Origin of the sequence: Quatrionicoccus australiensis (assembly GCF_020510525.1) — a bacterium.
Lineage (GTDB): Bacteria > Pseudomonadota > Gammaproteobacteria > Burkholderiales > Rhodocyclaceae > Azonexus > Azonexus australiensis_B.
The window spans coordinates 2,174,594-2,197,393 of record NZ_CP075188.1 but is presented as its reverse complement, the minus strand read 5'-3'; the positions used below and the strand labels follow the sequence as shown (position 1 = coordinate 2,197,393).

General features: G+C 56.9%; 15 protein-coding genes and 1 tRNA gene. 15 read left to right on the top strand and 1 reads right to left on the bottom strand.

What is annotated here, in order from left to right; all coding sequences use genetic code 11:
• The first annotated feature begins 2 nt into the window (after positions 1-2).
• From KI612_RS10550 to pnp, 12 genes are all read left to right on the top strand, one after another.
• On the top strand, positions 3-1,205 hold the full coding sequence (locus tag KI612_RS10550; protein WP_226440049.1) for a tryptophan--tRNA ligase: 1,203 nt from the start codon (positions 3-5) through the stop codon (positions 1,203-1,205).
• Entirely contained in the window at positions 1,205-1,495 is a 291-nt protein-coding gene (locus KI612_RS10545; protein ID WP_226440048.1) for a lipid-A-disaccharide synthase N-terminal domain-containing protein, read from the top strand. The genes KI612_RS10550 and KI612_RS10545 overlap by 1 nt, the downstream gene beginning before the upstream one ends.
• Positions 1,496-1,497: 2 nt before the next feature.
• The gene (locus tag KI612_RS10540) at positions 1,498-2,337 is read left to right on the top strand and encodes a segregation and condensation protein A (RefSeq protein ID WP_226440047.1); all 840 of its coding nucleotides are present in this window, start codon (positions 1,498-1,500) and stop codon (positions 2,335-2,337) included.
• A gap of 28 nt (positions 2,338-2,365) precedes the next feature.
• Positions 2,366-2,848 carry an SMC-Scp complex subunit ScpB gene (gene scpB, locus KI612_RS10535; protein WP_264180443.1) on the top strand — a complete coding sequence of 161 codons (483 nt, stop codon included), beginning with the start codon at positions 2,366-2,368 and terminating at the stop codon, positions 2,846-2,848.
• Positions 2,838-3,884 carry a 23S rRNA pseudouridine(2605) synthase RluB gene (gene rluB / locus KI612_RS10530; RefSeq protein ID WP_226440045.1) on the top strand — a complete coding sequence of 349 codons (1,047 nt, stop codon included), beginning with the start codon at positions 2,838-2,840 and terminating at the stop codon, positions 3,882-3,884. The genes scpB and rluB overlap by 11 nt, the downstream gene beginning before the upstream one ends.
• 128 nt (positions 3,885-4,012) lie before the next feature.
• A complete protein-coding gene (rimP, locus tag KI612_RS10525; protein ID WP_226444209.1) occupies positions 4,013-4,453 on the top strand; it encodes a ribosome maturation factor RimP in 441 nt (146 codons plus the stop codon).
• Between the two features lie 21 nt (positions 4,454-4,474).
• Positions 4,475-5,947, top strand: coding sequence for a transcription termination factor NusA (gene nusA / locus KI612_RS10520; RefSeq protein WP_226440044.1), 1,473 nt, complete (start codon positions 4,475-4,477; stop codon positions 5,945-5,947).
• A 16-nt stretch (positions 5,948-5,963) separates the two neighbouring features.
• Positions 5,964-8,708 (top strand): translation initiation factor IF-2, encoded by a 2,745-nt coding sequence (gene infB / locus KI612_RS10515; protein WP_226440043.1) that lies wholly within the window; start codon positions 5,964-5,966, stop codon positions 8,706-8,708.
• Positions 8,708-9,079 (top strand): 30S ribosome-binding factor RbfA, encoded by a 372-nt coding sequence (gene rbfA, locus KI612_RS10510; protein ID WP_226440042.1) that lies wholly within the window; start codon positions 8,708-8,710, stop codon positions 9,077-9,079. The genes infB and rbfA overlap by 1 nt, the downstream gene beginning before the upstream one ends.
• Before the next feature lie 5 nt (positions 9,080-9,084).
• The gene (gene truB / locus KI612_RS10505; RefSeq protein WP_226440041.1) at positions 9,085-9,984 is read left to right on the top strand and encodes a tRNA pseudouridine(55) synthase TruB; all 900 of its coding nucleotides are present in this window, start codon (positions 9,085-9,087) and stop codon (positions 9,982-9,984) included.
• Between the two features lie 104 nt (positions 9,985-10,088).
• Positions 10,089-10,358, top strand: a complete 270-nt coding sequence (gene rpsO / locus KI612_RS10500; RefSeq protein ID WP_226440040.1) for a 30S ribosomal protein S15 — start codon at positions 10,089-10,091, stop codon at positions 10,356-10,358.
• Between the two features lie 129 nt (positions 10,359-10,487).
• Complete coding sequence (gene pnp / locus KI612_RS10495; protein WP_226440039.1) at positions 10,488-12,617, top strand: polyribonucleotide nucleotidyltransferase; 2,130 nt, start codon at positions 10,488-10,490, stop codon at positions 12,615-12,617.
• A gap of 114 nt (positions 12,618-12,731) precedes the next feature.
• Here the strand turns inward: pnp and dksA are convergent, their stop codons facing one another.
• Positions 12,732-13,157 carry an RNA polymerase-binding protein DksA gene (gene dksA, locus KI612_RS10490; protein ID WP_226440038.1) on the bottom strand — a complete coding sequence of 142 codons (426 nt, stop codon included), beginning with the start codon at positions 13,155-13,157 and terminating at the stop codon, positions 12,732-12,734.
• Between the two features lie 139 nt (positions 13,158-13,296).
• Between dksA and KI612_RS10485 the strand changes: the two genes are divergently transcribed.
• From KI612_RS10485 to KI612_RS10475, 3 genes are all read left to right on the top strand, one after another.
• Positions 13,297-13,373 (top strand) — tRNA-Pro (locus tag KI612_RS10485).
• A gap of 578 nt (positions 13,374-13,951) precedes the next feature.
• Entirely contained in the window at positions 13,952-21,475 is a 7,524-nt protein-coding gene (locus KI612_RS10480) for a type I polyketide synthase (protein ID WP_226440037.1), read from the top strand.
• Positions 21,472-22,800, top strand: coding sequence for an aminotransferase class I/II-fold pyridoxal phosphate-dependent enzyme (locus KI612_RS10475; protein WP_226440036.1), 1,329 nt, complete (start codon positions 21,472-21,474; stop codon positions 22,798-22,800). The genes KI612_RS10480 and KI612_RS10475 overlap by 4 nt, the downstream gene beginning before the upstream one ends.

The following is a 22,800-nucleotide window of genomic DNA, read 5'->3' as shown; positions in this document are numbered from 1 at the left end:
CTATGTACGCAGAACGTGTTCTTTCCGGCATGCGCCCCACCGGCGCCCTCCATCTCGGCCACTACCACGGGGTTCTCAAGAACTGGGTCAAGCTCCAGCATGAGTATCCCTGCCTCTTCTTCGCGGCCGACTGGCATGCGCTGACGACGCACTACGAGAACCCGCAGGGTATCGAGCAGGCCACCTGGGACATGATCATCGACTGGCTGGCGGCCGGCGTCGATCCCAACCAGGCCACCCTCTTCATCCAGTCCAAGGTGCCGGAGCACGCCGAGCTGCATCTGCTGATGTCGATGATGACGCCGCTCGGCTGGCTGGAACGTGTGCCGACCTACAAGGATCAGCAGGAAAAGCTGGTCAACAAGGACCTGTCGACCTACGGCTTCCTCGGCTATCCGCTCCTGATGAGCGCCGACATCCTGATCTATCGCGCCGACAAGGTGCCGGTCGGTGAAGACCAGATTCCGCACGTCGAGTTCACGCGCGAACTGGCGCGTCGTTTCAATCACATGTACGGCCGCGAACCGGGTTTCGAGGACAAGGCGCGCGAAGCCGTCAAGAAGCTGGGCAGCAAGAAGGCGCGCCTCTACGAAGAGCTGCGCACCCGCTTCCAGCAGAATGGTGACAAGGAAGCGGTCGAGCAAGCCAAGGCCATGCTCAATGAAATTCAGCATCTTTCGGCGGTTGACCGCGAAAGACTGTTTGGTTTCCTCGAGGGCACCGGCAAGATGATCCTGGTCGAGCCGGGTTACCTGCTGACCGAGGCTTCCAAGATGCCCGGCCTGGACGGTCAGAAGATGTCCAAGTCGTATCACAACACGATCACCATGCGCGAATCGGAAGAGTCGGTGGCCAAGAAGGTCAAGAGCATGCCGACCGACCCGGCGCGCGCCCGTCGCCACGATCCGGGCGAGCCGACCAAGTGCCCGGTCTGGCAGTTGCACCTGGTTTACTCCAACGAAGGCTGCAAGGAGTGGGTGCAGCAAGGCTGCCGTACCGCCGGCATCGGTTGCATCGAATGCAAGCAGCCGGTGATCGACGGTATCCTGCGCGAACAGGCGCCGATGCGCGAGCGGGCGCAGGTCTATCTCGACGATCCGACGCTGGTCAAGAACATCATTGCCGATGGCTGTGAGAAGGCACGTGAATACGCCCGCGAAACCATGCGCGACGTGCGTGAATCGATGGGGCTGGAATACAACTGATGTTCGGTTACGACTGGGAGTCCCTGATCTGGATCGGCATCGGTTTCGGTGGCCAGGCGCTGTTCATGATGCGTTTCGTGATTCAGTGGTGGAGCAGCGAAAAGGCCAAGCGGGTCGTGATTCCGGTCGCCTTCTGGTATTTCAGCCTGGCTGGCAGCCTGGTGCTGGTCATTTACGCCATTCATCGCAGGGACCCGGTCTTCATTTTCGGGCAGGCGCTGCCGGTCGTGATTTATCTGCGTAACCTGCATTTGCATTACAAGAGCAAGGGCCGTTCGGCCGCCTCGTGAGCATGAACGCAACGGTCGACTTGCCTGCTGCGGATCTTTTTGTTCCGGTTGCCCGCATTTATGGCGAGGCGATGGAGCATCTGCCGCAGGATCTCTACATCCCGCCGGATGCGCTCGAGATCATGCTCGATGCCTTCGAAGGGCCGCTCGACCTGCTGCTTTACCTGATCCGCAAGGCCAATGTCGATATTCTCGACATTCCGATGGCGCCGCTGACCAAGCAATATCTGGCTTACATCGACAGCATGCAGGCGAGCAATCTCGAGCTGGCTGCCGAGTATCTGGTGATGGCGGCCATGCTGATCGAGATCAAGTCGCGCATGTTGCTGCCGCGCCCGAAGCTGGGCGAGGGCGAGGAGGGCGAAGATCCGCGCGCTGAGCTGGTGCGCCGGCTGATGGAATACGAGCAGATGAAGGTCGCCGGCCAGAAGCTCAACGAGTTGCCGCAGGCGGAGCGCGAGTTCTACTGGGTCGAGACGCTGGTCGAAAAGTCGCTCTACGTGCGGCTGCCGGAAGTTTCGGTAGATGATCTGAAAGAGGCCTGGATGGCGGTGGTGCGCCAGGCGAGTTTGCACAAACACCATAAAATCGGGCGCGAAGAGTTGTCAGTGCGCGAACATATGGGCATCATCCTGCGTCTTTTGCAGGAGCGCGGCGGTTTCGTGCAGTTCGAAACCATGTTCGATCCGGAAATGGGCGCGCCCGGTCTGGTCGTGCATTTTCTTGCCATGCTTGAGCTGGCCCGCGAAAAGCTGGTCGAATTTACCCAAACCGAGGCCTTTGCGCCGATTTATGTGAGAGTGCACCAAGGTGGAACCGAGTCTGGTCAAGAAGGTGCTTGAGGCGGCCTTGCTCGCTGCCCGCGAGCCGATGACGCCACTCGAACTGCGCAAAATGTTCGATGAGGAACTGTCGACCGATACGCTGCGCAAATTGCTCGACCAATTGCGCGAAGAGTGGGAAGAGCGCCCGGTCGAGCTGATTCAACTGGCGTCCGGCTGGCGTTTCCGGACGCGGGTCGAATATCTGCCTTATCTGGAACGGCTGAATCCGGAAAAGCCGCCCCGCTATTCGCGGGCGATGCTGGAAACGCTGGCGATCATTGCCTATCGTCAGCCGGTAACGCGCGGCGACATCGAAGAAATTCGTGGCGTGGCGGTCAACAGCAATGTAGTAAAAACACTGGAAGAGCGAGGCTGGATCGACGTCGTCGGCCATCGTGACACCCCCGGTCGGCCGGCACTGTTTGCCACGACCAAACAATTTCTCGATGATCTGGGCCTGCGCAGCGTCAGTGAACTGCCGCCGCTCGAACAAATCAGCCAGACACTGGAGCTGAACCATGAAAACTAAAAAGACACCGCTGCGTGCGCCGATGAAAAAAGGCGAGGGTGCGGCAAGTCGTCCGGACGCCTCGAGCGAGCGGCCGCGCTTCAAGATGGGGGGCGGCCGCGCTGCGGCTCGCACCGTCAATCGCGAACCGGCGCCGAGCGAGGATTTTGCCGAAGCGCCGGCCGCCGAGGTTGTCGCCAAGCCCAAGCGGCAGCGTCTCGGACCGCAATCCGGGCGCGCCAATCGTGGCACGGTCGGGCGTAACGGCAAGCCGCTGCTCGAATCCAAGCCGGAACGCCTGCAAAAGGTGCTGGCCCAGGCCGGCATCGGCTCGCGCCGCGAAATGGAAGAATGGATCGCCGCCGGTCGGATCACCGTCAATGGCGTTCCGGCCCATCTCGGCCAGAGCGTCATTCCGACCGACAAGATCAAGATCGGTGGGCGTCTGGTGAATGTTCGCTTCACCACCACCCGGACGCCGCGCATCGTGATGTATCACAAGCCGGAAGGCGAAATCGTTTCGCGCGACGACCCGGATGGCCGTCCCTCGGTGTTCGCTGCCTTGCCGCGCATTCGCGGCGGGCGCTGGATCGCGGTCGGACGTCTCGACTTCAATACCTCCGGTCTGCTGTTGTTCACGACTTCGGGCGAACTGGCCAACAAGCTGATGCACCCGAGTTCCGAACTGGTTCGCGAGTACGCCGTGCGCGTCCTCGGTGAACTGACGCTGGAGGCACAAAAGCAGTTGCTTGACGGCATCGAGCTTGAAGATGGTCCGGCCAACTTCGCCAGTTTGACCGATGGTGGTGGCGAAGGTGCCAATCACTGGTATCGCGTGACCATTTTTGAAGGTCGCAATCGCGAGGTGCGCCGCATGTTCGAGGCGGTCAACTGTACGGTCAGTCGTCTGATCCGTGTTCGTTATGGTCCGTTCAACCTGCCGCCGCAATTGAAACGCGGCTGGGTGCGCGAGCTGGCGGAGGGGGATGTCAAGGCTTTGCTGCGTGAGCTGGAAAAATCGATCAATCCGGCGCCAACGCACGCTGAGAGTGCATAAAGTCAGCCAGATTCATTTACGGGAGGCGATAAACTCGTTATAATTCACGGGTTTGTTCCTCCCGCCGTTTTTGGTGGGGCATCTTTTTTTGGCAAGGTGGGCGTTTCGCCCATTTTTTATTTGTGGCTATGGATTTAAACACGCTGCTTGAAACGACCGTTACCGGTCTGGGTTATGAACTCGTCGATGTCGAGATGTCGCCGCGCGGCCGTACGATTCGCGTCTTTATCGATCTTCCTGAAAAGGCGACGGGTATTGATGTCGAGGATTGCGCCAAGGTTTCCAATCAGTTGTCGCGTGTGTTCGAGGTGGAAAATGTCGATTTCGACCGCCTTGAAATCTCCTCGCCGGGTCTCGATCGTGTTGTCAAGAAGGCTGCCGATTTCGAGCGTTTTGCCGGTCAGGACATCCAGATCAAGCTGCGCATCCCGCATGCCGGTCGTCGCAACTTTCAGGGCAGGTTGCTCGGCCTGAAGGATGGCAAGGTCGGCCTGCAGCTGGAAAAAGATGAAGTGGAACTCGAATTTAATAATATCGAAAAGGCACGTTTAGTGCCGCGATTCGACTGAAGGACTAGGAGGTTTTAGCCCATGAGCCGTGAAATTTTGCTACTGGTCGATGCTTTGGCCCGCGAGAAGAACGTCGGCAAGGAAATCGTCTTCGCTGCCCTTGAACTGGCGCTCGCATCCGCGACCAAGAAGCGTATCCATGACGAAGCCGATGTTCGCGTTTCGATCGACCGTAATACCGGTAACTACGACTCCTTCCGTCGCTGGCAGGTCGTGCCCGACAACGAATACGTCAACGAATACCTCGAAGTGCCGCTTTCAGAAGCGCAAAAGGATGATCCGGAGATCGAGGTTGGCGATACCCTCGAAGAGGGGCTGGAACCTATCGACTTCGGCCGGATCGGCGCCCAGGCTGCCAAGCAGGTCATTCTGCAGAAAATCCGCGACGCCGAGCGCGAGCAGATCCTGACCGACTTCCTGGATCGCAAGGAACATGTTGTTTCCGGCACCATCAAGCGCATGGAACGTGGCAACGCGATTGTCGAAGCCGGCAAGATCGAAGCCCTGCTGCCGCGTGACCAGATGATCCCGAAGGAAAACCTCCGGGTCGGCGACCGCATTCGTGCCTACCTGTTGCGCATCGACCGCAATGCACGTGGTCCGCAGATCATCCTGTCGCGCACCGCACCGGAATTCGTCATCAAGCTGTTCGACATGGAAGTGCCGGAAATCGCCGATGGTCTGATGGAATTGAAGGCCTGTGCCCGCGACCCTGGTCTGCGTGCCAAGATTGCCGTCAAGTCGAACGACCCGCGCGTTGATCCGATCGGTACCTGCGTCGGTCTGCGTGGTTCGCGAGTCACCGCAGTCCGTAACGAAATCGGTGGTGAAAACATCGACATCGTGCTGTGGTCGGCCGATCCGGCTCAGTTCGTGATCGGCGCGCTGTCGCCGGCCGAGGTTTCCTCCATCGTTGTCGATGAGGAAAAGCACGTCATGGACGTCGTCGTTGATGAAGACAACCTGGCGATCGCCATCGGGCGTAGCGGCCAGAATGTCCGCCTCGCTTCCGAGTTGACCGGCTGGACCATCAACCTGATGACCCAGGACGAGTCGGCCAAGCGTTCCGAAGCCGAATATGCGGTCACGCGTGTTGTCTTCATGGAAAAGCTGGATATCGACGAAGAGCTCGCCGACCTGCTGATTGAAGAAGGTTTCTCGACGCTGGAAGAAGTGGCCTATGTGCCGCTGGCAGAAATGCTGGAAATCGATGGTCTCGACGAAGACATCGTCAACGAGTTGCGTAATCGCGCTCGTAACGTGCTGCTGACCGAGGCCATCGCGACTGAAGAGCAGCTTGAAAGTGTTTCAGACGATCTGATCGGTCTGGAAGGCATGAGCAAAGAGCTGGCCGCAAAACTGGCTGGTCACGACATCAAGACGCGCGACGATCTCGCCGAACTGGCTGTCGATGAATTGACTGAAATGACCGGCATTGACGATGAGCGTGCCAAGGAACTTATTCTGAAGGCACGTGCTCACTGGTTTGAGTGAGCGGGAGGTAGCAAGTATGTCCGCAACAACTGTTTCACAATTCGCTGTTGAACTGAAAATGCCGGTCGCGGCCCTGCTCGAGCAATTGAGCAAGGCTGGCGTCGCCGCGCAGGATAACAACGGTACCCTGACTGATCAGGACAAGGCCAAGCTGCTCGATTATCTGCGCCGTGCGCATGGTGACGACTCCAAGACCAAGATTACCCTGATGCGCAAGCAGACCTCGGAAATCAAGGCGACCGACGCGCATGGTCGCGCTCGTACCGTGCAGGTCGAAGTTCGCAAGAAGCGCGTTCTCGTCAAGCGCGAGGCGGGTGATCATCATCCGGATACGGCTGAAAGCGACGAGTCCCTGCTGGATGTGGCGGCGGAAATGCCGATCGAGCAGCCGGTCGTTGAAGTTGTTCCCGAGCCCGTACCCGAGCCGATTCCTGAGCCGGTTGTTGAAATCATTCCTGAGCCCGAACCGGAGCCCGAACCCGAACCGGAACCCGCGCCCGCGCCCGTGGTTGAAGCGCCGGAGCCGGTTCCTCCGGTAGTGACTCGCCCGGCCCCGCTGACGCGCGCAGCCATTATTGGTGAAGAAGAGCTGAAAGCACGCGAAGCCCAGGAGCGTCGCCACAATCAGTTGCGCGCCATCCAGGAGCGCGAGCTCAAGGAAAAGCAGGCGCGCGAACAACAATTGGTGCGCATGCGTCAGGAAGCAGAGGTCGCTGCGGCTGCCGCCAAGGCTGCCGAACTGGCCAAGCAGCAGGCTGCTGCCGTTGCCAAGACGCAGGAACCCGCGCCGGAAAAGGGTACGTTGCACAAGAAGCCGGATGCGCCGGGCAAGGATGCCAAGAAGGGCGGCAACGCTCGCGCTGATGATGGCAAGAAAAAGCAGGGCATCAAGACGCGTTCTTCCGATACGGGCTCTTCGTGGAAGAGCGGTCGTGGTGGCAACAAGAAGCATGGTCACGCAACCGATGATGGTCAGGGCAGCTTCCAGGCGCCGACCGAAGTCATCGTGCGTGAAGTGCATGTGCCGGAAACCATTTCGGTGACCGATCTGGCGCACAAGATGGCAATCAAGGCGATCGAAATCATCAAGGTGATGATGAAGATGGGCTCGATGGTTACCATCAACCAGGTACTGGATCAGGAAACGGCGATGATCGTCGTCGAAGAAATGGGCCACAAGGCGTTTGCTGCCAAACTTGACGATCCGGATGCCTTCCTCGAAGAATCCGCCGATCACAAGGATGTGCCGCTGGAGCCGCGCGCTCCGGTGGTGACCGTGATGGGTCACGTTGACCACGGCAAAACCTCGCTGCTCGACTACATTCGTCGCGCCAAGGTGGCCGCTGGTGAAGCTGGTGGTATTACCCAGCACATCGGTGCCTACCACGTCGAAACCGAGCGTGGCATGGTGACCTTCCTCGACACCCCGGGTCACGAGGCGTTTACCGCGATGCGTGCCCGTGGTGCCAAGGCAACCGACATTGTCATTCTGGTGGTGGCGGCCGACGACGGCGTCATGCCGCAGACCAAGGAAGCCATCCATCACGCCAAGGCGGCCGGTGTGCCTTTGGTCGTAGCGGTCAACAAGATCGACAAGCCGGATTCCAATCCGGATCGCGTCAAGCAGGAACTGGTTGCCGAAGGCGTCATTCCTGAAGAATACGGTGGTGATTCGCCCTTCGTCTCGGTTTCGGCCAAGAAGGGTACCGGCATCGACGAGCTGCTTGAGCAGGTCCTGTTGCAGGCTGAAGTGCTGGAGCTGACGGCACAGAAGGATGCGCCGGCCAAGGGTCTGATCATCGAAGCCCGTCTCGACAAGGGGCGTGGCGCCGTGGCGACGATGCTGGTTCAGTCCGGCACCTTGAAGCGTGGCGACGTTGTGCTGGCGGGTCAGGTTTTTGGTCGTGTTCGTGCCATGCTTGACGAGAACGGCAAGCCGATCAACGAAGCCGGTCCGTCGATTCCGGTCGAAATCCTTGGTTTGTCGGATGTGCCGGCGGCCGGTGAAGAAGCGATTGTGCTGACCGACGAAAAGAAGGCTCGTGAAATCGCGCTCTTCCGTCAGGGCAAGTTCCGCGACGTCAAGCTGGCCAAGCAGCAGGCGGCCAAGCTCGAGAACATGTTCGAGCAGATGAAGGAAGGCGAAATGAAGTCGCTCGCCCTCATCGTCAAGGCCGACGTGCAGGGTTCGCAGGAAGCGCTGGTGCAAACCCTGGCCAAGCTTTCCAACGAGGAAGTCCGGGTTCAGATCATCCACGGTGCGGTTGGCGCGATCAGCGAGTCCGACGTCAATCTGGCGCAGGCTTCCGGTGCCGTCATCATCGGCTTCAATACGCGTGCCGATGCGGGTGCCCGCAAGCTGGCCGAAACCTTCGGTGTCGATATCCGTTACTACAACGTGATTTACGATGCGGTCGACGAGGTCAAGGCGGCACTTTCCGGCATGCTGTCGCCGGAGAAGCGCGAGCAGATCACCGGTATGGTCGAAATCCGCCAGGTTTTCCACGTATCCAAGGTGGGCTCCATTGCCGGCTGTTACGTGCTGGAAGGTATCGTCAAGCGCAACTCGCGTATCCGTCTGCTGCGCAACAATGTGGTGCAGTGGGACGGCGAACTCGAGTCGCTCAAGCGCTTCAAGGATGACGTCAAGGAAGTTCGCAGCAATTTCGAATGTGGTCTGTCGCTCAAGAATAACAACGATATTCAAGAAGGCGATCACCTCGAAGTGTACGAAATCCAGGAAGTGGCACGCTCGCTGTAATGAAGAAAAAAGGTTTTCAGCGTAGTGACCGGGTCGCGGAGCAGGTTCGCCGCGACCTTGCCGATCTCATTCGCACCGAGTTGAAGGATCCGCGCGTTGGTATGGTCAGCCTGACGGCTGTCGAGCTGACGCCGGATTATGCGCATGCCAAGGTTTTCTTCGCGACGCTCAACGACGAGCATCTCGACGAGGTGATGCAGGGCCTGAAGCGCGCTTCCGGTTTCCTGCGTCGCGAACTGGGCCGGCGTATTCATATCCATACCTTGCCCGAGCTGCACTTTGTCTACGACAACTCGATCCAGCACGGCGCCAGCATGTCGGCGCTGATTGAGCAGGCCAACGCGCTCAGCGACCTGACCCCGGAAGACTGAACGCCATGCAAGTGAAGAAGACCTGGAAACGGGTCGATGGTGTTCTATTGCTCGACAAACCGATCGGCCTGACTTCTAACGACGCGCTGCAAAAGGCGCGTCGTTTGTTTTCAGCGGCCAAGGGTGGGCATACCGGCACTCTCGATCCGCTGGCGACCGGCCTTTTGCCGCTATGTTTCGGTGAAGCGACCAAATTCTCGGCCGACTTGCTCGATGCCGACAAGACCTACGAAGCCGTGCTCAAACTGGGCGTGACGACCGATTCCGGCGACGCCGAGGGCAAGGTGGTGGCGAGCGCAGCGGTCGACGTCACGGAAAACGACATTTTCCGTGTCCTGCCGATGTTTACTGGTGATCTGCAGCAGATTCCGCCCATGCATTCAGCGCTCAAGCGCGATGGCCGGCCGCTTTATGAGCTGGCGCGGCAGGGCATCGAGGTTGAGCGCGAGGCGAGGGCGGTGACGATTCATCGCCTGGAGTGCCTGGCCTTTGCCGGTGATAGCCTGAGCCTGCGTGTTGCGTGCAGCAAGGGAACCTATATCCGTGTGCTGGCCGCCGACATCGGGCGCGAGCTCGGCTGCGGCGCGCATCTGACGGCCTTGCGGCGTACCGTGGTCGGCGATCTTGATCTGGCCAATGCCGTGACGCTGGCCGAGCTGGAGGCGCTTGATGAGGCCGGGCGCCTAGCGCATCTGCAGCCGGTCGATGCACTGGTGCATACCTTGCCGATTGTTACGGTCGAAGGTGAGGCGGAGTCGCGTTTCCGGCATGGCAATCCGGTCGATTTGCCGGCCGGCCTGAGCGGAAAGATCCGGGTCTATGCCGGTGATCAGCTGATAGGCGTGGGCGAGCCAGGTAGCGATGGTCGCCTGTGGCCGAAACGCCTGGTGCAATTGGTCGTTTAAGCTGCTATACTGCTTCGCTTTCCGTCGCCAACGGAAATTTTTATTTAACTGGCGCTTGCTCTATCAAACCGGGGCGGCGTCGTAACCATGAAAGAGAGTTTGAAATGGCATTCACTACCGAAACCAAAGCCGGCGTCGTCGCCGAATTCCAGCGCGCCCAAGGCGACACCGGGTCTCCCGAAGTCCAGATCGCCCTGCTGACCGCCCGCATCAACGAGCTGACCCCGCATTTCAAGGAACACAAGAAGGATCACCACTCGCGTCGTGGTCTGCTGCGCATGGTCAATCAGCGTCGCAAGCTGCTCGATTACCTCAAGGGCAAGAACGTTGATGCCTACCGCACCCTGATTACCCGCCTTGGTCTGCGCAAGTAAGCTGGACCAAAGCCAAGAAAGAGCGGCCCGGAATTCTCCCGGCCGCTTTTTTGCATTTTCCGAACTTGTTTTTTCGTTGTTGTAAGTTGTTGTTATTGTTGTTAATTGTGATGAGAGTGAAAGGAAGATATGTTTAATGTCGTGAAAAAGACCTTCGCCTATGGCGACCATCAGGTCACCATCGAGACCGGCGAAGTTGCCCGCCAGGCTGGCGGTGCCGTCCTCGTTTCCATGGAAGAAACCGTTGTTCTGGTTACCGTCGTGGCTGCCAAGAGTGCCAAGCCGGGTCAGGATTTCTTCCCGCTGACCGTTGATTATCAGGAAAAAGTTTACGCTGCCGGTCGTATCCCCGGTGGCTTCTTCAAGCGCGAAGGCCGTCCTTCCGAAAAGGAAACGCTGACCTGCCGCCTGATCGACCGCCCGATCCGCCCGCTGTTCCCGGAAGGTTTCTACAACGAAGTTCAGGTCATCGCCACGGTGATGTCGCTGAACCCGGAAGTTGATTCCGATATCCCGGCCCTGATTGGCGCCTCTGCTGCCCTGGCCATCTCCGGCGTGCCGTTCAACGGCCCTATCGGCGCTGCCCGCGTTGGCTACATCGACGGCCAGTACGTCCTGTGCCCGACCCTGAGCCAGCTCAAGTCCAGCCAGCTCGACCTCGTCGTTGCCGGTACTGAAGCTGCCGTGCTGATGGTTGAATCCGAAGCCGACCAGCTGTCCGAAGAAATCATGCTCGGCGCTGTTGTTTTCGGTCACACCGAAATGCAGAAGGCGATCAACGCCATCAACGAACTGGTCGAAGAAGCCGGCAAGCCGGAATGGGATTGGCAAGCCGCTCCCAAGGACGAAGCGCTGGTTGCCAGCCTGTCGGCCCTGGTTACGGCCAAGCTCGAAGAGGCCTACAACATCACCGTCAAGCAAACGCGCAGCCAGGCCGTCAAGGTCATCCGTGCCGAAGCTGTTGCAGCCCTGTGCACCGGTGCCGAAGGCGCCCCAGATGAAAACACCGTCGGCAACCTGTTCCACGAAATCGAAGCCTCCATCGTGCGCGGCCGCATCCTGAGCGGTGCCCCGCGTATCGACGGTCGCAACACGCGTACCGTGCGTCCGATCACCATGCGTTCCGGCGTCCTGCCGCGTACCCACGGCTCGGCCCTGTTCACCCGTGGCGAAACCCAGGCGCTGGCTGTTGCCACGCTAGGTACCAACCGCGACGAGCAGATCATCGACGCGCTGGCTGGTGAATACCGCGATCGCTTCATGCTGCACTACAACATGCCCCCGTACGCCACCGGCGAATGTGGTCGTGTCGGTACGCCCAAGCGTCGCGAAATCGGCCACGGTCGTCTCGCCAAGCGCGCGCTGCTCGCCGTGCTGCCGAAGCCGGAAGACTTCTCCTACTCGATGCGCCTGGTTTCGGAAATTACCGAGTCGAACGGTTCCTCGTCGATGGCTTCCGTTTGCGGTGGCTGTCTGGCCCTGCTCGACGCCGGCGTGCCGCTCAAGGCGCACGTTGCCGGTATTGCCATGGGGTTGATCAAGGAAGGCAACCGCTTTGCCGTTCTGACCGACATCCTTGGCGACGAAGATCACCTCGGCGACATGGACTTCAAGGTAGCTGGCACGACCGCTGGTATCACCGCGCTGCAGATGGATATCAAGATTCAGGGCATCACCAAGGAAATCATGCAGGTCGCCCTGGCGCAAGCCCAGGAAGCCCGTCTGCACATCCTGAACCTGATGCAGGAAGCCGCTGCCGGCCCGCGTGAAGAAATGTCGGCCTATGCGCCGCGTCTCTACACCTTCAAGATCAATCCGGAAAAGATCCGTGATGTGATCGGCAAGGGCGGTGCCGTCATCCGTGCGCTGACCGAAGAAACCGGCACCACGATCGACATCCAGGACGACGGCACGATCACCATCGCCGCTACCAGCGGTGAAGCTGCCGCTGCTGCCCGTTCGCGCATCGATGCGATCACGGCAGAAGTCGAAATCGGCAAGATCTACGAAGGTACCGTGCTGAAGATTCTTGATTTCGGTGCGATCGTTTCCGTGCTGCCGGGCAAGGATGGTCTGCTGCACATCTCGCAGATCGCCCAGGAGCGCGTCAACAAGGTCGAAGACTACGTCAAGGAAGGCCAGGTTGTGCGCGTCAAGGTTCTCGAGACCGATGACCGCGGCCGCGTCAAGCTGTCGATGAAGGCGGTTGCCGCAGAAGAAGGTACGGCCCCGGCTGCCGCACCGGAAGCTGCTCAGTAATCAGCGGCTGAAGCTCCCGTCCAGGCGGGAGTCTGAATGGACAAAGGGCGCCTTGCGGCGCCCTTTGTTTTTTGCGGTTTTCCTGATGTCGACCGCTACGGAACGATTTGGCGATTATTTCGCCATCTGGCGTTCCTTCATTTCTTCCAGCGTCTTGCAGTCAATGCACAGGGTTGCCGTCGGGCGGGCTTCCAGGCGCTTGATGCCGACTTCGACGCCACACTTGTCGCAGAAGCCGTATTCACCGCTTTCGATGCGCCCCAGGGTCTCGTCGATCTTCTTGATCAGCTTGCGCTCGCGGTCGCGATTGCGCAGTTCGATGGCGATATCGGTTTCCTGGCTGGCCCGGTCATTCGGATCGGCAAAGACGGTGGCCTCGTCCTGCATGGTGTGCACGGTGCGGTCGATATCCTCGCTGAGTTCCTTCTTGAGCGTTTCAAGAATCTTGCGGAAATGCGCGAGTTGCTTGGTGCTCATGTAGTCTTCACCCGCTTTGGGTTCGTACGGCGCGAAATGTTTGTGGAGCAGGTCTTCTGCCATTTTCTTGTGCGTCCTGGTGACGAAAAAGGCGATTAAATATCAGAAAGCCCAGCTTGCCGCAAGAAATGTTTATTTTTAAAAGTCAGGCTCCAGTACTGGTGCGGGTTTCCGGGTGGTGCTAGAATGCGCTTCCTCGTGTCGGGGCGTAGCGCAGTCTGGTAGCGCATCTGCTTTGGGAGCAGAGGGTCGTGAGTTCGAATCCCACCGCCCCGACCAATAAACAGCATGCTTTTGGTGGCTTTTACTGTATTTGGGTAAAGGGCTAAAAAAATTGAAAAAGCCCCTTTAGTGGGGCTTTTTCGCATGTGTTTCAAGTGGAGTGGCTTCTCTTTGAGATCGGGGGGGGGGGGGGGCTGCCCCATTGCGTGATAGCGTCATTAGGTGTATTCACTCGTTGGATCGGGCTTGGTGTTTCCTCCGAGTAAAATTACCGGTCGGCTGCTTTAGATTGAAGTCTCTATTGAGGCTGCAACATTTATGCAAATGCTTGCTCAAAGGGGCTTTGCATTTGGATTGCTTGGGTTTTTACATCTTGTAAATCGCTATGGTGTTTCTGTCAAAACTGACAATTGTGTCGGTTTTGTTTAATTTGCTTTTGCTCCCGCGGCGCGGCATTAAAATACCTGTGTAACTTCGGAAATCTTCACTAGATCAGCGTTTCCGCTGATTTTATGCCTTTTGTTCTATTTGAAGGGGGGAGGGGGAGGGGTATAATTCGCCCTCCAAAACCATTGTTAATTTGGTGATTTTGTAGCTTTTCACCATATCCATTACTTTTGACAATAAAATCCAACTTGCTTGAGTCTCAACCTATTGCGATCGTAGGTGTTGCCTTTCGTTTCCCCGGGGATATGGGTGAAGAGGCGGTGTTTTGGCAGGCGTTGCAAGACGGTAAAGATCTTGTTACCCAGGTTGATTCGACTCGCTGGGCGGTAGACGAGCTACAACACCCTAAACGTAGTGAAGCCGGTCGTAGTGTGAATTTTTCGGCGGGGGTGCTTTCTCGTATTGATCAGTTCGATGCAGGATTTTTTGGCATTTCACCTCGTGAAGCGGCTTGGTTGGATCCGCAACAACGCTTGCTGCTCGAACTGGCCTGGGAGGCGATGGAAAATGGAGGCATGTTGCCATCGCGTCTGGCCGGTAGCGATTGCGCAGTTTTTGTTGGTATTTCGGGGCTTGATTATGGTATCCGCGGGCTCGATGATTTAGCCAGTTTCTCTGCGCACACGATGACCGGCAATACGCTGAGTATTGCCGCCAACCGCTTATCCTACGTGTTCGACTTGCATGGTCCGTCGATGGCTATTGATACAGCCTGTTCATCGTCTCTGGTGGCCTTGCATCAAGCTTGTAACGCCTTACGTGCTGGCGATGCTTCAATGGCCATGGTTGGTGGTGTGAATATGCTTACCCACCCATATCCCTTTATCGGTTTTTCCAAAGCGTCCATGTTGTCGGCTAGTGGCCGCTGCCATACCTTTGATGCTTCCGGTGACGGATATGTTCGCGCCGAAGGGGGGGCTTTGCTATTGCTAAAACCTCTGGATAAAGCACAGGCCGATGGCGACCGTATCCATGCAGTAATTCTTGCGAGCGGCGCCAATGCTGATGGGGGGCGCAAGACCGGTTTGACCATTCCGAGTTGTACGGGCCAGATCGAGCTGATGCGTTCAGTGTTGGCGCGTGCCGGCATTCCAGCCCAGGATGTTGATTATGTCGAAGCCCACGGCACCGGTACTGCCATCGGTGATCCGATCGAAACTTTGGCTATTGGTACGGTTTACGGTATGGCTCGTCCAGCCTCTTGCCCTTTGCCGATTGGTTCGGTCAAGACCAACCTCGGCCATCTTGAGCCGGCTTCCGGTATGGCGGGCCTTGTCAAAGCGCTGCTTGTGCTCAAGTATCATGAAGTGCCGCCATCGATCCATTTTGATAAGCCCAACCCGAAGATCGATTTTACCAACTGGAATCTATTGCCCGTCTCCAATCGCCTGCCGTTGGTAGAAGGTGGGTCTCGTCCGCGCGTTGTCGGGGTCAATTCCTTCGGTTTCGGTGGTGCCAACGCACATGTGCTGTTGCAGGAGTATCCGGTTTCGGCGGTCGACAGCCATCGCGTAGTCGACGCCCCCTTGTCGCCATTGCTTCTCTCTGCACGTAGTGAGTCTGCATTGCGTGAACTTGCTGGCCGCTATGCCGAGTTGCTGAGCACGCCGACTGCATCTGATTACTACGACTTGGCCTATGCCGCCGCTTATCGTCGTGAGCGTCTTGATAAGCGACTGATCGTCGTTCCCGACTCTCTGTCTGCTTTAAGTGAGAAACTGAAGTGTTTTGCCGCCGGAGGCCAGCCGGCGGGCCTAATCGAAGAAGATGCTCCGTCCGAAGTTGGCAAACTGGCCTTCATTTACGCTGGCAATGGCGCCCAGTGGGTGGGGATGGGGCGGTTGTTACTGATCGAATCTTCGGTTTTTCGTAGCATTATCGAAGATCTTGATCTGCGTATCGCTGCGCAGGCTGGCTTCTCGGTTATTGCAGAATTGCAGGCTGATGGCGAGGTGTCGCGTATGGCCGACACCGCCGTCGCCCAGCCTTTGCTTTTTGCGCTTCAGGTAGCGTTGACCGTATTATTGAAAGAGTTGGGTATTACCCCCGATGCAGTCGCTGGTCACAGTGTCGGTGAAGTTGCGGCTGCTTGGGCTTCCGGTAGTTTGACTCTGGATGAAGCTGTACGCGTCATTTGCGCCCGCAGTGCTGCCCAAGGTTTGACCCGGGGGGCTGGTCGCATGGCTGCTGTAAGCATGCCCGAAGCCAATATGCGTATTCTGCTTGCAGGAGGGCTGTGGCCGGATCTCGAAATTGCTGCCATTAATAGTCCTGATAATCTGACCCTGTCAGGTCCCCTTGAGCAACTCGATGCCTTGATAACGGCGGCCAGGGAGCTCGGATTTGTCTGTCGTCTGCTTGAGCTCGACTATGCATTTCACAGTCGCAGCATGGATTCGGTTGAGGACTTGCTGGCCAAGTCCTTAGCTGATTTTGCGCCGCTTCATGCAGGGACGTCGACCTTTGTGTCTACTGTCACCGGTACGGTTTTTCCTGGTTCACTTGATGCCTCCTACTGGTGGGACAACATTCGCCATCCGGTACTATTTTCAACAGCGATAAATTGCATGATCGAGCTTGGTTGTCGCTGTTTTGTCGAAATCTCGCCACACGCTATTTTGCAGCGCTACCTGAAGGAGTGCCTGACTGCGGCCGATGTCAAGGGACAGATACTTTCCTCATTACGCAAAAACGACGATGGCATCGAGCGCTTTCAGGATTTGGTGCTGCGCCTACATCTGCTCTCCGGCAACGATACCCTGCAAGTTTATTTCCCGGCAGTCGGGCGCTTTGTTGATCTACCGTCCTACCCTTGGCAACGGGAGCGTCACTGGCTTCCAACGACTAGCGAAGGCTACCGTCTGGTTGAGCGCAAGCGCATTCATCCATTGCTTGGTTGGTCGCTAAAGGATGCTGTGGCTGGTTGGGAAAATGTTCTTGATCCGCGAACTCAGCCTTGGTTAGCTGATCACTGCGTCGGTGGTGTAATTGTCCTGCCTGGTGCCGCCTACATTGAAATGGCATTGGCTGCAGGTCGTATATGGTTCGGTGGCGAGACGTTGGAGCTTGAAGAGCTAGATATCGTTGCCCCGGTGGTGTTCGATGGCGAACATGGGCGCAGCATTCGCTTTGATATTAACCCTCGTGACGGCGGTTTCCAGATTCGCAGCCGCCAGCGTCTTAGTGATGACGAGTGGGTCTTGAACGCCTCTGGTCGCTTGCTTGGTGCTGTCAGCGGGTACGTCGAGGATCTTCCGATCTCGCTTGGAGAAACAGGGCGCGCGTTTGACCATGCAACTCATTATCACTTGGCGCATGTGCTTGCTCTTGATTACGGTCCTGTTTTTCAGGGGATGGCCGAGGCTTGGGTAAGTGGCGAAACACTTGATGGCCGTTTTGAATCTCGAGTTGATCTGTGTCTGGACGATGAGCCGTGGTTGCTGCATCCGGCAATCGTTGATGTCTGCTTCCAGTCGTTGCTGGACTTTTTCCATAATGAAATTGAAGCTGGTGTGGGGCTCCCTCTGCTGCCGGTCAAGATTGGTCGCCTACGGCTGCTGCGTACGGCGCCGATTGCCCGTTTTCGCACGCGTATCCTTCGACGCAATTTACGCTCAGTCCTGGCTGAGTTCGAATTGCTGACGGCTGACGGAGAAAAAGTGGCCATTTTGACTGGCTGTCGTTTCCGCGCAGCCATGTTGCGCCAGGACAAGCAAACCGAGCCAGCCTGCTGGGAAATTGTTCCGATACTCCAGCCAGGCCCATTGGCTGCCAGTCGCAGTGATTTGCCAGCTGTACATGCGCTGGTGCAGCAGATCAAGGAATGGTTCATCAATCAGGAAAACGAACTGAAGCGTACTGCCTATTTTGGCGAAACCCAGCCATTGTTCGATGCGCTGGTCAGTGCCTTCGCGTATGAGGCCATGCTGGCGATGCTTGCGGATCAGCCGGAAGTCGCGCAAGTTCTTCTTGACGAAGGAGCTTCCGTCAACGAGGACTTTCGCCGCGTGCTGTTTTGGGTACGTGATCTGCTGATCGAGCAGGGATGGCTTACCCATGGTAATAGTGGCTGGCAGCTTGTCGACAGCGACATACCCTTGGCTGCCGAAATATGGCGTACCTTGTTGGCCGACTATCCAGAAGGAGTGCCAGAGCTTGTTCTGATTGGGCGTATGGGCCGGGCTCTAGTTGCGCTGTTGGGCGGGGAGCTTGATCCCGTTGCAATGGCTGCCGAGATGCGACGTAGTCGTCAACTAGAAACCTTGTTTGATCACTCGATCACTTATCGTGGTAACCGGCTGGCAATCGAGCAAATTGTCGAAGCGTCAGTCAAGTGCCAGCCAGCCAACCGCCGACTTCGCGTTCTCGAAATTTCTGTTGGTCTCAGTGACCTGCCACGGCACCTCGGAAGCCGTATCACCACCGCATCGGTTGATTATGTGCTGGCTCATTGTGATCCTGAAGCTTGTGATCATCTGTACCACGAGTACAACGACGACGAATGGGTTAGCGTCGCTGAGTTGGAGACCTCGCCGCCCAGGCTCAAGGCCAAGGTTGGTTTACCAGCCAATTACGATCTGGTGATTTTTCGCCATGCCCTGAATGGGTTTGCCGATCCGCGTGCGATGCTGGCCTGGGCCCGTTCGTGCCTGACCACCGGTGGCCTGCTGGTGCTGGCAGAGCGCTATGCAGACTTGGCTACCGATCTGGTTTGGGGGGGGGGGCAGCAAATGCAGGTGCCCCAAACTTGGCAAGCGGAACTGATTGAATTGGGTTTTGATGATGTGGAAATTTGTCGCGAGCCTGCGGGTGAGAGTAGTCCTGTAGGTGCTTACCTGTTGCTGGCCAAGTGCAGAGAAGCTTCCCTGCCCGAGATCTTGCCGGAAACTTCCAGCTGGGTATTGTTAGCCGGCGACTCATCCGCCAGTGCGATTGCTCTATCTCTGCAGCAGATTATGCTGACACACGGCCAAGTAGCGGTGAGCGTCGAATATACTGAAGAGTTGAATAGCCAGGATTCTGCACTGACTTTGCTTCGCCGTCTGCAACTGGAGTTAGAGGGGGGCATTGATCACGTGCTGCTTATTGCTGGCGACCGAGCGGTTGATGACAATATGCTGCCGGTCGAAGCTTTGAGTCTGGTTCAGGCTTTGGGAGTCGGGGCTCAATTGCCCCAGCTTACTTTGGTTACCAGAGGGGCTAACCCTATCGACGGCAAGCAGTGCAATCCGGCTCACACCGCCTTATGGGGTTTCGGTCGCGTGGTCATGAACGAATATCCAAGTCTGGGCTGTCAATTGATTGATCTGCCTGCATTAGGCTCAGCCAGCGTTTTGGCAGAATTGCTGACCAATGAATTACTGGCTTCTGATGGTGAGAGTGAAGTCGTCCTTCAAGCCAACTCTCGCTACGTCTTGCGTATGCAGAAAGCCCAACTGGCATTCGCTGGACAGGGGAAGTCTGGGGAGCGTTATTGTCTCGATTTTCGCGTTCCTGGCCAGTTACGCAACTTGTTATGGCTTGAGCAGCCAGAGCGAGAACTGGCTGCGGACGAGATCGAGGTTCGTCCGCTCGCCACAGGCCTGAATTTCCGCGACGTTATGTACGTTATGGGCCTGTTGCCCGATGAGGCAGTTGAAAATGGATTCGCTGGTGCCAGCTTGGGATTGGAGTTTTCCGGTGTGGTTACTCGCGTCGGTCTCCGTGTTGACGAGTTTGTACCCGGTGATGCTGTCATGGGTTTTGGTTCGGCTTGTTTCGCCAGTCATGTCGTGACTCGGGCTAGTGCCGTTTCCCCAAAGCCAGAGGCTTGGTCTTTCGAAGCGGCCGCTACAGTACCGACGGTATTTTTTACCGTTTATTACGCACTCAAACAACTTGCCAATTTGCAGTCGGGGGAGCGGGTACTGATCCATGGCGCCGCTGGCGGGGTTGGTATTGCCGCGGTGCAGCTGGCCCGACATTTTGGTGCCGAGGTCTTCGCTACGGCAGGCAGCGCCGAAAAACGCGAATTTGTTGCTTTGCTTGGCGCCGACCATGTCTTCGATTCGCGTAGTCTGGCCTACGCCGAACAGATTCTCGCAGCCACCAATGGAGAGGGTGTTGACGTCATCCTCAACTCATTGGCTGGCGAAATGATTCGCCGCAACCTGCATATACTGAGGCCGTTTGGTCGTTTTCTTGAACTTGGCAAACGGGATTTTTTTGAGAATACGCCCATTGGGTTGCGGTTGTTTAAGAACAACATCAGTTATTTCGGGATCGATGCCGACCAATTGCTGATCACCCGGCCCGATCTGGCCGCGCGTATTTTCCGCGAAGTCATGGCCTTATTTCGTAGTGGGGTGCTGTCGCCGTTGCCGGTGCGAGCCTTTTCGGCTGAGCGGGTTATTGATGCGTTCCGCTACATGCAGCAGGCACGGCAGATCGGTAAGGTGGTTGTCAGTTTCGATGAGGCGCGCATCGTGCCCCAGTCGCTCTTGCCACAAGTTAAACAAGCCCGCTTTGACGGTCAAAGCAGCTATCTGGTGACCGGTGGCCTATCAGGTTTTGGGCTGGAAACAGCACGTTGGTTGGCACGTAATGGAGCTGGGCAGGTGGTTTTGCTAAGTCGTCGTGGCATGGCGACCCCCGAAGCTGCGGAAATGCTTGCCAATATTCAGGATCTTGGAGCCGAAGCCCTCGTTCTGGCTTGTGATGTCACTGATTGCGAAGCGCTGGCCAAGGTGTTGCAACATGAAGACATCTTTCCACTCAAGGGCATCTTCCACGCGGCCATGGTTATCGACGATGCCATGATGAGCAATCTCAATCCCGACCGTATGTCCAGAGTCCTTTTGCCGAAAATCACGGGGGCCTGGAATCTCCACAAGTTGACCCGTAATCAGCCGCTCGAGCATTTCGTACTTTATTCTTCGATTACCACCTATATTGGCAATCCTGGGCAGGCTAATTACGTCGCCGCCAATGCCTGGCTCGAAGGCCTTGCCTTATTGCGACGAGCTCATGGTTTGCCCGTAACCTGCATCGGCTGGGGGCCAATCGGTGATGCAGGTTATCTAACGCGTAATCAGCGCGTGAAAGATGGACTGTCCAGCCGGTTAGGTGCCGACTCGTTGAGTGTAGAGGAGGCCCTGCACATGCTTGGTCGTGTGCTGACTATGCCGCAAGGCAATCTGGCTATCGGCGATTTCCTGTTTTCGGCATTAGCCCGTTTGCTTCCCTCTGCCCAAGGACCACGTTTTGCGAGTTTGCGCAGACATGGTCAAGAAGCCGTAAATAGTGCTGAAAGTCTCGATGATTTCAAGGTTATGATCGAAAGCAAGTCGCTGGCTGAAATACAAAATTTGGTTATCGAACTGGTTACCCAAGAGGTTGCGCAAATTCTCGCCGTTAGTACGGAGCGAATCGATCCTGCCCGTTCATTGCACGATCTCGGTCTCGACTCGCTAATGGGCGTCGAACTGGCGCTTGGTCTGGAAAAGCGCTTTGGTATCCAAGTGCCGGCCATGATGCTGAATGAAGGTCCTAGCATAGAGCGGATCACCGCCCGTATTATGGAACGGTTGGTCTCTGATGTCGGTTGTGGTGAAGAAAACAGTACTCTTGCCGCGATAGCTTTCAGCATGGCGGCACAACATGGTGAATCGATCCCTCCTGAAATCCTTGAGGCCGCTGTGCTAGACATCGAGAAAGAGCAGGGCACTCAATGACCAAACAAAATTTCGGACTTGTCGGAAATGCCAAGGAGCAGTTGGTCAAACGCTTTTTGGCTCGACGCGACAACCAGTTGAAAACTGTTTCGGAAGTCCCCCGGTCGACACTGAATTTCGCCCAAATTCCGGAAAAGTTCTGTCGCTTCGACAAGTTTCCTGGTTACGAAAAAGTAGCCATCCCGCAGGCTGCCGCCCGCAAACTGGGTATCGAGAATCCCTACTTCAAGACCCATGAAGGCGTGGCCGATGCCACCACCTGTATTGGCGGCAAAAGCTACATCAATTTTTCCAGCTACAACTACCTTGGCCTTTCCGGTGATCCCCGTGTCAACCTGGCCGCCAAGGATGCCATCGACCGCTACGGCACTTCTGCCTCGGCCAGCCGTCTGGTCGCAGGCGAGCGTCCCGTCCAGCGCGAGCTGGAAGAAGCCATCGCCGGCCTTTATGAAGTCGACGACGCCATCGTCTTTGTTAGCGGCCACGCCACCAACGTGACGACCATCGCCACACTGTTCGGCCCCAAGGATCTGATTGTTCACGACAGCCTGATCCACAACAGTGTTTTTGAGGGGATCAAACTTTCCGGGGCTACCCGCCGGGCTTTTAATCACAACGATCCCGATTCGTTAGAACAAATTCTGACTGAAATCCGCGGAAATTTCGAACGTACCCTGATCGTGATTGAAGGTCTCTACAGTATGGATGGCGACATCCCGGACCTGCCGCGCTTTATCGATATCAAGCAGCGCTACAAAGCTTTCCTGATGGTCGACGAAGCCCATTCATTGGGCGTTCTCGGAGACACCGGACGAGGCATCCGTGAGTATTTCGGTTTGCCGGGCAAGGATGTCGATATCTGGATGGGAACCCTGAGCAAGGCTTTCGCAGGTTGTGGTGGTTACATCGCCGGAGAAAGGGCGTTGATCGAGCATCTGAAATATGGCGCACCGGGGTTTGTATACAGCGTAGGTATCGCACCCGCCTTGGCTGCAGCATCGCTTACTGCGATCCGTATCATGCTTGCTGAGCCGGGTCGGGTAAGCGATCTGCGTGAACGGGGCAGCTATTTTCTTGAAAGGGCGCGTGATAGCGGCATCGATACCGGGCTATCGATGGGCTATGCAGTTATTCCGGCGATCGTTGGCGGTTCGCTGAAATCCACCAAGCTTTCGCAATACCTGTTCGAGCATGGCATTAACGTACAGCCTATCATCCATCCAGCTGTCGAAGAGCGTATCGCTCGCCTGCGTTTTTTCGTTAGCAACACACATACGAAAGAACAAATTGACGCGGTGATTATGTTGCTTCGCAATAAAATATGA